The 13,634-nt window shown below is 69.9% G+C and carries 10 protein-coding genes; all 10 read left to right on the top strand.

Features of this window, described 5'->3' with window-relative positions:
• Nucleotides 1-3: 3 nt before the first annotated feature.
• From LYSHEL_RS00230 to LYSHEL_RS00185, 10 genes are read left to right on the top strand one after another with little or no spacing between them, the layout of a single operon-like run.
• Entirely contained in the window at nucleotides 4-432 is a 429-nt protein-coding gene (locus LYSHEL_RS00230) for a phage tail protein (RefSeq protein ID WP_213435059.1), read from the top strand.
• A complete protein-coding gene (locus LYSHEL_RS00225; protein ID WP_213435058.1) occupies nucleotides 429-1,325 on the top strand; it encodes a hypothetical protein in 897 nt (298 codons plus the stop codon). Before LYSHEL_RS00230 ends, LYSHEL_RS00225 begins: the two co-directional genes overlap by 4 nt.
• Nucleotides 1,325-2,002, top strand: a complete 678-nt coding sequence (locus LYSHEL_RS00220; RefSeq protein WP_213435057.1) for a CIS tube protein — start codon at nucleotides 1,325-1,327, stop codon at nucleotides 2,000-2,002. Before LYSHEL_RS00225 ends, LYSHEL_RS00220 begins: the two co-directional genes overlap by 1 nt.
• Nucleotides 2,002-3,135, top strand: coding sequence for a phage late control D family protein (locus tag LYSHEL_RS00215; RefSeq protein WP_213435056.1), 1,134 nt, complete (start codon nucleotides 2,002-2,004; stop codon nucleotides 3,133-3,135). Before LYSHEL_RS00220 ends, LYSHEL_RS00215 begins: the two co-directional genes overlap by 1 nt.
• Entirely contained in the window at nucleotides 3,132-3,770 is a 639-nt protein-coding gene (locus LYSHEL_RS00210) for a phage baseplate assembly protein V (RefSeq protein WP_213435055.1), read from the top strand. Before LYSHEL_RS00215 ends, LYSHEL_RS00210 begins: the two co-directional genes overlap by 4 nt.
• A gap of 10 nt (nucleotides 3,771-3,780) precedes the next feature.
• On the top strand, nucleotides 3,781-4,077 hold the full coding sequence (locus LYSHEL_RS00205; RefSeq protein ID WP_213435054.1) for a PAAR domain-containing protein: 297 nt from the start codon (nucleotides 3,781-3,783) through the stop codon (nucleotides 4,075-4,077).
• Entirely contained in the window at nucleotides 4,074-4,502 is a 429-nt protein-coding gene (locus LYSHEL_RS00200) for a GPW/gp25 family protein (RefSeq protein WP_213435053.1), read from the top strand. The genes LYSHEL_RS00205 and LYSHEL_RS00200 overlap by 4 nt, the downstream gene beginning before the upstream one ends.
• The gene (locus LYSHEL_RS00195) at nucleotides 4,499-9,604 is read left to right on the top strand and encodes a baseplate J/gp47 family protein (protein WP_213435052.1); all 5,106 of its coding nucleotides are present in this window, start codon (nucleotides 4,499-4,501) and stop codon (nucleotides 9,602-9,604) included. Before LYSHEL_RS00200 ends, LYSHEL_RS00195 begins: the two co-directional genes overlap by 4 nt.
• Complete coding sequence (locus tag LYSHEL_RS00190) at nucleotides 9,601-11,508, top strand: putative baseplate assembly protein (RefSeq protein WP_213435051.1); 1,908 nt, start codon at nucleotides 9,601-9,603, stop codon at nucleotides 11,506-11,508. Before LYSHEL_RS00195 ends, LYSHEL_RS00190 begins: the two co-directional genes overlap by 4 nt.
• Nucleotides 11,505-13,625 carry a phage tail protein gene (locus LYSHEL_RS00185; RefSeq protein ID WP_213435050.1) on the top strand — a complete coding sequence of 707 codons (2,121 nt, stop codon included), beginning with the start codon at nucleotides 11,505-11,507 and terminating at the stop codon, nucleotides 13,623-13,625. The genes LYSHEL_RS00190 and LYSHEL_RS00185 overlap by 4 nt, the downstream gene beginning before the upstream one ends.
• Nucleotides 13,626-13,634 lie beyond the last annotated feature (9 nt).

Raw genomic sequence — 13,634 nt, 5'->3', positions numbered from 1 at the left:
GCCATGGCAAAGCGACAGGACCCGTTCCGCGGATTCCGCTACGTCGTCGAGATGGAAGGTCTCGTCAGCGGCGGTTTCCTGCGCGTGAAAGGCCTGTCGCGCGAAGTGCGCGTGGAGTCGTACAAGGAAGGCGGCGTCAACGAGTACGAACACAAGCTCGCGTCCAACGTGACCTATCCCAACCTCGTGCTGGAGCGCGGGCTGGCGCTCGATGATCTGTTCAAGTGGGCGCAGGCCGCGGCCGACGGGCAGGTGCAGCGTCGCAACCTGTGGATCCGCCTGCACGACGAAGCCAACGACAACGCATGGGCCTGGGAAGTGGCGCAGGCGATCCCGGTGAAGTGGTCGGCGTCGGACCTGGATGCGACATCGCAGCAAGTGGTGATGGAAAGCCTGGAGCTGGCGCATCACGGCTTGAGGAAGGCGACGTGAGCGGCGCGATGCGGATGCGGGCGTTCCGGGCGGCGCGGGCGTTTGCGCGCCGGCGGACAGTCCGCCGGGCGCGTGCGGCGCGAATGAGTTGGCGGCCGATCGGGTTGCGGTGGCGGCGTCCGGTGCAGGCACATGCGCCCTTGGCGAAAACGGAATGTGCGCGGCGCATCGATCGCTCGCCGTGGCGCGTGCAGATGCAGCTGCGGGTGGAGGTGCGCAGCGCGACGCAGGCGGTCGCGCAAGCCAAGGACAAGCCGTCGGTCGACCAGGTGCGCGCGCGGAACGTCGTTCCGGCAGAGATGCGGTCGCCGCAACCGTCGAACGTGCGCGCGAACGCGGACAACAGGATCTCTGCGAAGTGGCTGCAGCAGGCGGGCGTCGCGATGCGACCGGCGATGCGCATTCCGGTGGCGATGCACGCGCCACGCACCGCTGCAGCGCGACCGGCGCCCATGGCCACGATGCAGCTTGGACCGCGACGCGAATCGGAGAGGCCGGCTGCAACGCAGATCGGCATCAACGCTGCAGCGCGTCGGCCGACGCAGTTGTCGCTCCCGCGTTCGCGCCAGGACGTGACACAAGCCAGGCAACCAGCCGCGCAGCGGACGATCCCGGCCCTCGAGGCTTTCCGCACGCGCTCACCGGAACTCGTATGGCGCGCCAGCGAACCGAAGCCGGTGGATGCCATCGACGCACCGCATGCGCAGGGCAGCAGTGCGCCCGTCGCGCACCCGGTGCCGATTGCGCAGGTCGAGACGCAGGCCATCGCGGCATTGCAATCCGCCCTCCGCCCGCAAGCACTCGACACCGCCCTCGTCGACCGCGTCGCCGACGACGTGATCCGCCGCATCGACCATCGCCTGCGCATCGAGCGCGAGCGCCGGGGACTCTGATGGCCAAGTCGCAGCTCAAGAAGGCGACCATCACCGTGCTCGACGGGGCGCGCAAGGGCGAAGTCATCGCCGTGCTGTTCAACCCGACCGAATACACGTTCGAGCGCTCCAATTCCTACAAGGCCGCGCCGGTCCCGGGCCTCGGCGCGCCGCTGCTGCAGTTCGTCAACGGCGAATCCGATCGCCTGACGATGGACCTGTTCCTCGACGACTACACCGATCCCACCGGCCCGACGTCGCTGCGCCAATCCGAATCCGACCCGCTCAACGCGCGACTGCGCGCCCTGACCACGCTGCTCGAGATCGACCGCGACCTCCACGCGCCGCCGCCCGTGCGCTTCAACTGGGGACCGCTGGAATTCGCCGCGGTCATCGAACGCCTCGGCCGCAAGGTCACGATGTTCCATCCCGATGGCGCGCCCGCGCGCGTGTCGCTGTCGGTGGCCTTCAAGGAATACCGCACGCTGCGCCAGCAACTGGAAGACCCGCGTCGCGAATCCGCCGACAAGACCAAGCGCCGCGTGGTGGTGGGCCGCGAACGCCTGTGGTGGATCGCCGCGCGCGAATACGACGACCCGGACGAATGGGTGCGCGTCGCGCGCGCCAACGACCTGGACGACCCGCGCGAGATCGCGCCCGGCGACTGGCTCGAACTCCCGCCGATGGAGCACCCGTGATGGAACTGGTCACGCTCTCCCGGAACTACGGCGAATTCTTCGCACCGTCCTTCGTCGTGCGGCTGGCGAACCGCGAACTCGTGCGCGACCTGCAAGTCGCCGTGAGCCAGGTGGAAGTGGACATGGTGCTGGGCGCGGCCTGGCACTTCTCCTTCACCGTGATCGATGCGTTCGACCACAAGCTGCGCAAGTTCCGTACGGGGCAGGGCGACGACCTGCTGGGCCAGTTCGCATTCGGCGCCAGCATCGAAGTGTGCATGGGCTACGGCGATGCATCGTCGATGCCCACCGTGGTCAACGGCGTGATCACCGAAGTCTCGACGAGCTTCCCCGAGACCGGCGCGCCCGAACTCGTCGTCTCCGGCTACGACCCCGGCTTCCTGATGACGCTGGGCAAGAGTTCCGACAGCTGGCGCGACACCACCGACAGCGACGTGGTGCAGCAGATCGCGCGCTTCCACAACCTGAACACCGCGATCGACGACACGCGCGAGAAGCGCCCGCAGATCGAACAGAACCAGGAAAGCGACTGGGACTTCCTCAAGAAGCTGGCCGCGCGCAACAACAGCGACAACGAACACTTCGAACTCTACGTCGACGTGGACGGCCGCGGCCGCTCGACGCTGCACTTCGGCAAGCCGCGCGTGAAGTCCGATCCCGTCGTGCACCTGAGCTGGGGCGAAGGGCTGCTGAGTTTCCGGCCGCAGGCCAACCTGGCCGGCCAGGTCGCGAAGGTCGAGGTGTACGGCAGCGACACCGCGCGCAAGGAAATCTTCATCGGGCGCGCCGACGCGCAATCCGATGGCGGTGCGCGCGCGAAGAGTGTCGCGCAACACCTGGGCTCGCTCGTGCGCGCCCCCGGCAAGCAACCCGTGCTGCGGCTGCGCCAACCGGTGTTCACGCAAGCCGAAGCCGACCAGCGCGCGAAGGCGGCGTTGAGCGAACGCACGCGCGAATTCCTCACCGCGGACGCCGAGACCGTCGGCCTGCCGGAACTGCGCCCCGACCGCACCGTGCAGATCGACAAGATCGGCGACGCCTTCTCGAAGGTGTACTACATCGAGAAAGCCACGCATCGCATCGACGCGAGCGGCTACCGCACGCGCTTCCACGTCCGGGAGACCACGCTGTGAACGGCCTCGTGCAGGCGCCGCCGGTCGAGACCGGGCTGGAAGCCGGCGGCTTCGCGCGCGGCGTCGCGGTCGCGCTGGTGACGAACAACCAGGATCCCGACGGGCTGGGCCGCGTGCGCGTGCGCTTCCCGTGGTTCGACGACAGCGAAAGTTTCTGGGCGCGCCTGGCCACGCCGATGGCGGGCAAGGACCGCGGCCTGGTGCTGATCCCGGAAGTGGACGACGAAGTGCTCGTCGCCTTCGAACGCGAAGACATGCGCTTCCCCTACATCCTCGGCGGCGTGTGGAACGGCCAGGACAAGCCGCCGTTCGACAACAGCGACGGCAACAACGACACGCGGATGTTCAAGTCGCGCAAGGGCCACACGCTGACGTTCGACGACGGCACGCAGGGGATGGTGGAACTGAAGCACGAGAACGGCGGCGTCGTGAAGCTCACCGACGACGGGATCCTCGTCGACGACGGGCAGGGCAACAAGGTCTCGATCGACAACAAGAGCGGCGCGATGAAGCTGCAGGCCAGCGGGTCGCTGGAGATCAAGGCCGCGACGATCACGATCGAAGCCACCGGCACGCTCGAACTCAAGGCCAACGCCACGATGACGATCAAGGGTGCGTTGGTGAACATCAACTAGGAGCGAGGCGATGGGTCAGTCCGCTGCACGCGTCGGAGACACCACGAGCCACGGCACGCCGCTGGGCCCGGGGCCGGGCAGCCTGACGGTGATGATCGGTGGCATGCCCGCGTGGCGCGCGCTGATGGATACGCACGTGTGCCCGCTGTTCGACGGGCCGAAGCCGCACGTGGGCGGCATGGTGCTGATGGGCAGCACGTCCGTGATGATCGGCGGCATGCCCGCCGCGCGGATGGGCGACAGCGTCGTGGAAGCGGGCGCGCCGAATTCCATCGTGCTCGGCGCACCGACGGTGATGATCGGATGAGCGAGCCGCGCGCCATGGACGAACAGAAAGCCTTCCTCGGGCGCGGCTGGGCGTGGCCGGTGCAGCTGGATCCGCGCACGGGCCTGGTGGCCAGCGTCGCGTACGAAGACGACATCCGGCAATCGATGCGGATCATCCTGGAAACCGCGCCGGGCGAACGCGTCATGCGGCCGAACTTCGGGTGCGGCATCCACGAACTCGTGTTCGAAGCGATGGACAGCACCACGATCCAGCGCATCCGCTCGACCGTGGAAGAGGCGTTGCGTCGCTGCGAAGCGCGCATCGACGTGCTGGCGGTGGAAGTCGATGAATCCGCGACGGCCGAAGGCAAGCTCCTCGTCGAGATCGAATACCGCGTGCGCAAGACCAACCAGGTCGGGAACCTCGTGTTCCCGTTCTACTTCCGCGAAGGGGGCCTGCCATGAAGCCGCCGGTCCCTCCGCGCCTGGAACCGCGCCGCACCCGCGACTTCGCCGTGGAATTGAACGCACGCGCGCAGGCGTGGATCCCCACATGGGCCATCGCGGACGACGAACCGGACTTCGGCCGTGCGCTGCTGCAGATCGGCGCGCGCTTCAACGCGGAAGTCGCCGAGCAACTCGATGGCGCCGGCGCGAAACTGCGCGACGGCTTGTTCGACTGGCTCGGCGTGCACGGCGAGGCCGCGCGTCCCGCGCGCGTGCCGGTGGCGTTCAAGCTCGGGGACAAGGCCAGCGAAGCCGTGCTGGCGCGTGCCGCATCGCGCTTGCAGGCGAGCGTCGAGGGCGCCTCCGTCGTGTTCGAAACGGAAACCGACGTGCAACTGGTGCCCGCGAAGCTGGAGCGCATCGTCGGCGTGGAGGCGGATCATTTCTATTTGCCGCCGCCGGGCCTGTCGTCGCTGGAGCCCGTGCAGCCGATGCCGGAACAATGGGCGTTGAAGAGTTTCGCCGCGCCGGCCGCGGACAAGCTGCAACTGGATCCCGATGAAGGCCTGCTGCCCGGGCTGGTGCTGCGCTCGGATGGCCAGCGCTTCCGCATCCAGCAAGCCGACAAGGGCCTGGCCACCATCGAGCCGCCGTTGCAAGACGGCCTGGCGCAGGGCGCGATCGTGCAGAAGGTCGCCAGCTTCTCGCCGTTCGATGGGCTGTGGAACGACGCGCAACTGCATGCGCTGTACTTCGGCAGCACGGATCTGTTCGACATCACCGCGGCGGCGACGCTCGACATCCTCGGCGCGCAAGGCCTGGTGGGCGTGGCATGGGAATACTGGGGCAAGCGCGCCGCGGCCGAAGATCCCGATGCGGTGGCGTGGCAGCCCTTGGCGAAGGCCGCCACGCAGCCCTACGCGACGGCATTGACGCTCGAGAAACCCGAAGGCGCCGTCGAACCGCGCGAAATCCTCCCGGGCATGGGCGCACGCTGGATCCGCGCGGTCGCGACGCAGGTCGACAAGGTGTTGCTGGGCGTCGACCAGCTCAGCGTGCGCATCAACTACACGCCCATCGCCGCCACGTGCCAGAGCGCCGCCGCGAAGCCTTCGGTCGGTTTCGAAGCGATGTCCAACACCACGCCTCTGGTCGTCGACAGCGCGTTCTATCCGCTGGGGCGCGCGCCGCGGCAGTTCGATGCGTTCTATGTCGGCAGCGCGGAGGCCTTCTCGAAGAAGGACGCGGACGTGCAACTGTGCGTCCAGCTGGCCGACCTGAGTTTTCGTGACTTCGCGTGCCTGCGCACCGGCCCCAAGGCCGATACGGTGCTGGCGGGCGTCACGCGCGACGGGGGATTGCAGCTCCTGGAATTCAGCGGGACGCCGCAACGCCTCTCGCGGTACCACGGTCGCCCCGCGCTGCATCCGCCATCGCCCGGATTGTTCGGTGCTCGGGTGGACGCTGCCCCCGTTGCGTTGCGCCAGGACGCAATCGCCGTCTGGAACCGCAGCACCGATGTCCTCGCCGCCGCGGCCGCCGACGATGCGGTCTGGGTGTGGCGCGAAAGCGACGACGTGCTGTTCGGCGCCCTGTTCAGCGGTTGGAAGAAGCTCCCCGACGTGCCCGTGGTGCCGCCGGCCGCGGGACCAACGCCCGGCGTCGACGGCCTCGTGTACGTCTCGCCGAACCTGGTCGCCTTGCGCGACAAGACGCTGTACCAGTGCAATCCGGATGACGCGACGCCGGCGTGGACCAAGCTCGTCGCGAGGATCGGTGGCGTCGATATCGAGTTCACGCGCATCGCCCCCATCGTGGTCGCGGGTGCGCTGCCGACCAACCCGCGGGCGGTGGGCGTCGCGATGGACCAGACGCTCTATGCGCTGGCGTTCGCAGGTACCACCGCGACCTGCACGGCACTGCGCACGGCAGTCGATGCGCGCGTCACGCCCGCGGCGATCCTGCGCAGCGACAACACGCTGGCCGCGGTGGCTGTCGGCCCGGGCCCGGGCGCCACGGAGCGACGCCTGCTCGGATTCCGTTCGAACCCGAACGCATTGACGACGCAGGCGCTCGTCGAAGCGTCCATCGGCGACGCCGACGTGTTGGGAAATGCGCTCGACGGCGGCATCGCGAATGCGCGGAGCGTCTTCGCAGCATGCCTCGGCGAGCCGGATGGCACGACGAAGCTTGCGCACTGGTCGCCGTTCGACGCGCCGTTCAATGCGGCGGCGCTGTCGGGCTTGTTGTTCGACGCGCCGATTCCGCCGGGCCTGGGGCCCGCTGCCGGCGCGCCGACGGTGTTGCCGGCGCACCTGGTCGTGCCGGCGTTGTCCAGCCAGGTCCTCGTGGCGGCCTTCGATCCGACGCAGTGCGTGCCGCGACAGGGCCCGCTGCGCACCGCGATCATCACCAAGCCCCTCGATCCGCTGCAGGCCGCCGACCGCGTGGCCTTCCCCATCACGAGCGCGCCGGGGTTCCAGGTCGCGACCGCCATGGCCACGTCGGTGCAAGGCGGGGAAGTGTTGTTCGAATACGACGTGCGCGCGGTCGCAGACCCGATCTTCGTCTATCCCCCGGCCGCGACCGCGGCGACGCCATCGGTCGTCGTGCCCACCAAGTTGGACACCGTGGTGATCGCCGCCGCGCACACGGTGACGTCCAACGCGACGCGGCTGCTCATCGCCACGCCAATTTCGACGCAGGTCTACCTCGTGAAGGGGTTCAACACGACGACGCGCGTGGCGACGCTGGATCGCAAGCTCGACGTGCCGACGACGCCCCCGGCCAGTGTCGACTACTGGATGCCGGTGCCCAGCCCGATCCCCGGCGACCGACGCGTCGTCCCGCTGCTGCACCTGGACCCCAACACCGATGGCGACTGGGACGCCGCGTTGCTCGATCGCATCCTGCTCGCGTTCCCCGGTGCCAATCCCGCGTGGCAGAAGGGCCACGCATTCCAGGCGGACGTCAACGGGCATCCCATCCTCGTGGACCTGGCAACATCGTGGACGATTCCGCCAGCGGTCTCGCTCGGCAAGGCGGATTTCGTCGTCGACGCCGCCGTGCAAGCCTGGATCGGCCAGCTCGCCGACACCACGTCCAACCCCGCGTTGTCGTGGGAATACTGGAATGGCACCGGCTGGTGGAACCTCAACGCCACCGACACCACGCAGCACCTCAAGCGTAGCGGCGCGATCACGTTCAAGGTGCCGGCCGACCTCAAGCCGACCGACTGGTCCGGCAAGACGAGCCACTGGATCCGCGCGCGCCTGATCGGCGGCGATTACGGGCAGGAAGAAGTCAAAGTGGTCAACACGCCGACGTCGGGCGGCGGATCGGAACAGACGATCGAACGCAATGCCGACAACATCCGCGCGCCCTACGTCGCGCAGCTGCACCTGTCGTACGCGATGAAGGACGGCGTGCTGCCGACCTACGTGCTGGCGCAGGACAGCGGCTCGATCCGCGACCAGAGCGATGCGAACCGCACGCCGAATGCGATCGTCGAAGCGTTCGTGCCCTTGCCGGTGTTGCTTGGGCGGATGTCGGGGCCGGCGGTGCACGCGGACGCCGACGACTGCGCGCCGCCCTGCCATTGCGACAACACGAAGGCGACCAGCGCCGCCGCCGCCGGCGCGCGCGTGGCCGGGCCGGTCGTCGAATCCGCGGGCCGTGCGTTGTTCCTCGGCTTCAAGGGTCCCGTCTCCGGCGGTCCCGTGCGCCTGTACCTGCGCGCGGTCGAACACGCAGGACAGGGCGCGCGCGATGCCTTGCACGTGGACGCGCTCGTGGCCGATCGCTTCGTGCCGCTGGTGGTCGAAGACGACACGCGCGGCCTGGGCGAGAGCGGCATGCTCACGCTGGTGTTCGACGCCGAGCCCACGCCGCGCGAGTTGTTCGGCACGACGCTGCGCTGGTTGCGCGTCACCGCGTCGAACGACGCAAGCGCGTGGGCGCCGATACTGCAGGGCGCATACCTCAACGCCGCATGGGCGAGCGCGACCGAAACGATGCGCTACGAACGCCTGGGCTCGTCCGAAGGCGCGCCGAACCTCACGCTCACGCTCGCGCGTCCGCCCGTGCTGCGCAACACGCTGGAGCTGCGCGTGCGCGAACCGCTCGGCGACGAGGAGCGCGCGACGTTGCTCGCCGACGATCCCGCGCGCGTCGTGCGCAACGTGCCCGACCTGCCGGGCGACTGGGTGCGGTGGGACCAAGTGTTCGATCCGGCGGACGAAGCACCGGACAAGCGCGCATACGCGCTGGACGAAGCGACGGGCGCGATCCTGTTCGGCGATGGCGAGCACGGGATGATCCCGCCGATCGGCCGCGATTCGATCGTCGCGTTCCGATACCAGCGCACCGAACCCGCGGCGGATGGCAGCGATCGCGTACCGGCGAACGCGGTGGCGGCGCGGACGAAACTCAACCTCGGTTCGCCGGTCGCGGGCGTGGAAGCGGTGTTCGCCGCCGACCAGGCCGCCGGTGGCGCGCCGCCGGAGGATGCACCGCGCATCCTCCGGTTCGGTGGCGCGCGCTTGCGCCATCGCAACCGGGCCGTGAGCGGCACCGACCTCGAAGACCTCGCGCTGCAAAGTTCGCCCGACATCGCGCAGGCGCGCGTGTTCACCGCGCGCAGCGGCGTGCGCCTGGTCGTGGCGATGCGCGGCGCGGACCCGACGCCGAACGCAGCGCAGCGACGCGAACTGGAACGCCTGCTGCTGGGCGTGTCGCCGGTGACGCTCGGTGCGTTGCGAATCGCAGGCCCGACGTTGCGCTCCCTCGGCGCGCAGCTGCAACTGCGCGTGCAGGACCTCGACGACGCCGGTGCCGTCGCACGTGACGTGCGCGCCCGCATCGCGGCGTGGTTCAACGTGGTCAGCGGTGGCGCCGATGGCCAGGGCTGGCCGCTCGGCCGCAGCCCGGACGCCACGGACCTCGCACTCGCCCTCGTCGATGTGCCGCGCCTGGCCAGCGTGGACGACGTGGTGCTGCACGAAATCGTCGACGGCGTCCTCGAACGTCCGTGGCCCAATTCGTTGCGCGGCTCCGACCTGGTGGTCCTGCGCGACGACGCCCTGCACCTGGGCTTCAGCACGGCCGAGGCGGCCGCATGAGCCGCCTGGTCAACGAACGCTTCGATCGCCGCTTCGCGGACCTGATGGCGATGGGCCGCGCGCAATTGCCCGCGCTCGCGCCGCAATGGACGGACCACAACGCGCACGATCCGGGCATCACCTTGATGGAATTGCTCGCGTGGGTGGCCGAAGCGCAGCTCTACGCGGTGGGTCACACGCGGCGCGACGAGCGCGCGGCGTATGCGGCATTGCTGTCGCTCGTGCCGGGCGGCACGCAACCCGCGCGCGGCCTGCTGTGGCCCGATGCGCAGGATCCGCGCTCGCCGGCAGCGACGTTCGCGCAATCCGTCGTGATTCCCGCCGATGCGGTGATCCATGTCGTGAACGCGGACGCGCCGGCGTTCCATCCCGATGGCAAGGTGTTGTGGATCCCGGGCGACGTCCAATCGATCACCACGCGCCTGGCCGAGGGCCGCGTGCTCGACCACACGCGCGTGAACGCGCGCGAAGGCCCGGCGTTCCAGCCGTTCGGCGAACGCGCGCGTCCGCGCGACGTGCTCGCGATCGACTTCGAATGCCGGGGCGACGGCGGCGTGTTCCCGCCGAAGCGCGACGATGCGCAAGGGGCGTACTGGACGCTCGGCGTGCGCGCCTCTACGCCGTTGGTGGCCGGTGACACGCGCAATGCCCCGCTCGCTGCCACGCTGGTGACCGACACGGGCCGTTATCCCATCGCCATCGTGTCCGACACCACCGACGGATTGCTGCGCACCGGCGCGCTGACGCTCGACCTCTCGGCGGTGCCCGCATCGCCGAAGCGGTTCACGCTCGAACTCGTCGCACCGCGCGGCCTGGCACGCGCACCGCGCGTATTGCGGATCGCGCCGAACGTCCTGCCGATCGTGCAGGGCCGGGAGATCGCACGCGAAGTGCACACGGTGAATGCGACGACGGACTGGCGTTTCCAGCTCGACGTGCCCGGGTTGCGGTTCAACTCCGGGGACGCACTGGTGCGGATCGATGTGGTCGAACCCAGCGGCCAATCCACCTGGCAACGCTGCGACGACCTCGCGACGCAAGGGCCCGCCGACAAGGTGTACGCCCTCGACCTCGCCGCCGACCGGATCACCTTCGGCAACGGCGTCAACGGGCGCGCGCCGCCGGAACAGGCGCAGGTGCTCGCGTGGTATTCGGTGAGCGACGGCGCGCAAGGCAGCGTGGCGCGCAACCGCAAATGGCACGTGCAGGGATTCGGCGAGGTGTTCGGCGTGAACCCGGATGCCGTCGCCGGCGGTGCAGGGCCGGACGACTGGCGCGCGCAGCGCCGCGAATCCCGCCGTCGCGCGCGCGAGGACCACGCGCTGGTCAGCGCCGACGACATCCTCGGCGCCGCGTTGAAGCTGCCATTGCTCGACGTCGCGCGCGCCTGGATCGTGCCGCCGAACGCCACCGGTCCGCGCACCGGCACCGTCACCCTCGTTGCGATGCGCGGGTTGCGCGCCGGCGAAGAGGCAGCACGCCTGCCGGAATCGCGTCGTTGGCTCGACGCAATCCGTCGCCGCCTGCTGGCGCGCATGCCGCTGGGCACGCGCCTGATGGTGGTCGGCCCGCGCTATGCCACGTTCGTCGTGCAGGCAACGCTCGAAGCCGACGCGGGGCGCAATGTCGACGACCTCCAGCGCAACGTGATGGAGATCCTGCGCAAGCGGTTGGCGACGACGGGACCGTCGGCGCGGCCACCCGGCGTGCCGGTTTCGCGCAGCGACATCGCGGGCTGGATGCGCGCGGTCGATGGCGTCGCGCGTGTCGTCGCGCTGCAGTTGGTGCGCGACCCGGGTGGGAACGTCGCCAGCGTCGCCGTCGCGCGCGACGGCCTGCCGCGACTCGACGCAGCGAACAGCACGATCGACGTGCGACGGCCCGGGCAGGGAGGTGCGCCATGAGCGCCGACCCGCAGCGCGGTTATCGCTTCGCGAATGCAGCCCAGTGGGGCGCGTGCCTGTTCGCGGGCATCGATGCCGGTGCGCTGGCCGCGTTGGATACGGTGCAACCTTTCGCACCGTTCGCCACGACCGCGCAGCGCTTCCCGACCCAGGGCGCGGCGGCCCTCGCCGTTGCAGCGACGGGCGAAACGTTCTGGCACGACGCCGCGACCGACACGCTGTATCGCCTGGCACCGGGCGACGACACCCCCGAACTGCTGCGCGCGCCCGCCGCGATCGTGCGTGCGACGCGACTGCTCGCCACGCACTGGGGCTTGTGGTCGTTCGGCGACGGCGCGGTGCAACGCTTCGAAACCGACACGCTCACGCGACTTGCGATCCTCGACCTCGACGGCTGGCGCGCCGTCGACATCGCCGAAGCCTGCAACGGCCTCTACATCCTCGCCGAGCACGACGGCCACTGGCATGCCCTCCATGTCGATTGCGCGGGGCGCATCCAGCAAACGGTCGCGTTCACCGACGTCACGCACGCGCAGGCGTTCGTCTACCTGCGCACGCGCAAGCGCTTCGTCCTCCTCACGGACGACGGCGATCCGCAGCTGCGCTGGTATGCCGAGGCCGGCGGAAACGCGCTGGTCCGGAAATCTGTCGCCGGCCTGGGCCATTGCTTCCGCGCCACCGCGCTCGGCAGCGACGGCCGCGATCGCGCGTGCGTCGCGGGCGTCGATCGGGAAGGCGCGGCCCATGTCTTCACGTTCGATGGCGACGGCAACGCGCTCGGCGACGTGCAGCTCGACGCGCGTGACGCACCGGCGACGGGCGTCGCGGCGTCCCGCGACGCGTTGCATGTCACCGGCCCGCGCGGCCTCCTGCGTTTCGCCGCCGTGCCATCCGTGCCCGACGACGCATCCGAAATCCAGGGCCAGCTCATCACCCCGATGCTGCATTCGCCCGACCGCGAAGACGGCCGCCGCTGGTTGCGCATCGAAGCCACCGCGACGCTCCCGCGCGGCGCGACCCTCGAACTGGCGTACGCCTCCACCAGCGACCCCGCGATCCGCGACCGCATGGTGAAGCTCGCCGCCGACCCGACGCTGACCGCCACCCAGCGCACGCAACGCCTCCTCGCCGAGCTTGGCCTCTGGCATGCGCCGGTCGCCTTCCATGGCGAAGGCAACGACACCGCGCGTTTCGCCGCGCCGCTGTTCACGCTGCGCGATCCGTATCTGTGGGTGCACCTGCGCCTGATCGCCGCACCCGGCGCGCCATCGCTTCCCGCGCTGCAGGCGCTGTCGGTGCTGTACCCCGGCCACACGCTGATGGAGTACCTGCCGTCGATCTACCAGCGCGAGGAAGCCAACCCGGACAGCTTCCTGCGCGCCCTCGTCGGCGTGTTCGAAACCACCACGCAGGGCCTCGACGAACGCATCGCCGCGCTCGGCAGCCACGTGCATCCGAAGACCGCGTCGCCGGAATGGCTCGACGCCATCGCGCGCTGGCTCGGCTTGCCCTGGGACGACACGCTGGCGCTCGCGCAGAAGCGCTGCATCGTCGCGCACGCGCATGCGCTCGCGACGACCCGCGGCACGCGCAGCGGCCTGCAGACCTTCCTCGCCTGCCTGATGCCGGAAACGCCACGACGTTTCCGCATCGTCGACGGCATCGCGGACTTCGGTTTCGCGACCGTGGGCGGCGCCGGATGCACCGGGAGCGCCTTGCCCGCGATGCTCGGCGGCCGCCCGCGCTGGCACACCGAACTCGACGCAGGTGCGCGCCTTGGCCGCATGCGCCTGCCGTGCGCAGGCGACAACGACGATCCCTGGCAACTCGCCGCGGGCGTGCGCATCGACATCGCCGCCACCGCGGCCGAGCGTCGCGCATGGTCGCCGTGGTTGCCCGATGCGATCACCGCACTCGTCCCGTTCACCACCCGCGCGCGCGTGCGCTGGATCGACGCGCGCGCACTGCAGGGCCAGCGACTCGACGGCGCGCTGGTGCTGGAAGGCGACCCCACGCCGCACCTCGGCGACGACGCCATCACCGGCGTGGCCCGGTTGCCCGCACGCGGAACGCGCCTGGGCGCGACCGGTGCGGACATCGGCACGCGCCTGCTCTGAAGGAATGCC

The organism is Lysobacter helvus (assembly GCF_018406645.1).
GTDB lineage: Bacteria > Pseudomonadota > Gammaproteobacteria > Xanthomonadales > Xanthomonadaceae > Noviluteimonas > Noviluteimonas caseinilytica.
Note: the sequence above shows the minus strand (reverse complement) of the source record. Positions and strands in the feature narration are given on the sequence as shown.

Bases quoted from the DNA above. Each gene is read 5' to 3' on its own strand.
- LYSHEL_RS00195 (WP_213435052.1), top strand. From the start codon at position 4,499: ATGAAGCCGCCGGTCCCTCCGCGCCTGGAACCGCGCCGCACCCGCGAC.
- LYSHEL_RS00185 (WP_213435050.1), top strand. From the start codon at position 11,505: ATGAGCGCCGACCCGCAGCGCGGTTATCGCTTCGCGAATGCAGCCCAG.
- LYSHEL_RS00200 (WP_213435053.1), top strand. From the start codon at position 4,074: ATGAGCGAGCCGCGCGCCATGGACGAACAGAAAGCCTTCCTCGGGCGC.
- LYSHEL_RS00215 (WP_213435056.1), top strand. From the start codon at position 2,002: ATGGAACTGGTCACGCTCTCCCGGAACTACGGCGAATTCTTCGCACCG.
- LYSHEL_RS00230 (WP_213435059.1), top strand. From the start codon at position 4: ATGGCAAAGCGACAGGACCCGTTCCGCGGATTCCGCTACGTCGTCGAG.
- LYSHEL_RS00205 (WP_213435054.1), top strand. From the start codon at position 3,781: ATGGGTCAGTCCGCTGCACGCGTCGGAGACACCACGAGCCACGGCACG.
- LYSHEL_RS00220 (WP_213435057.1), top strand. From the start codon at position 1,325: ATGGCCAAGTCGCAGCTCAAGAAGGCGACCATCACCGTGCTCGACGGG.
- LYSHEL_RS00190 (WP_213435051.1), top strand. From the start codon at position 9,601: ATGAGCCGCCTGGTCAACGAACGCTTCGATCGCCGCTTCGCGGACCTG.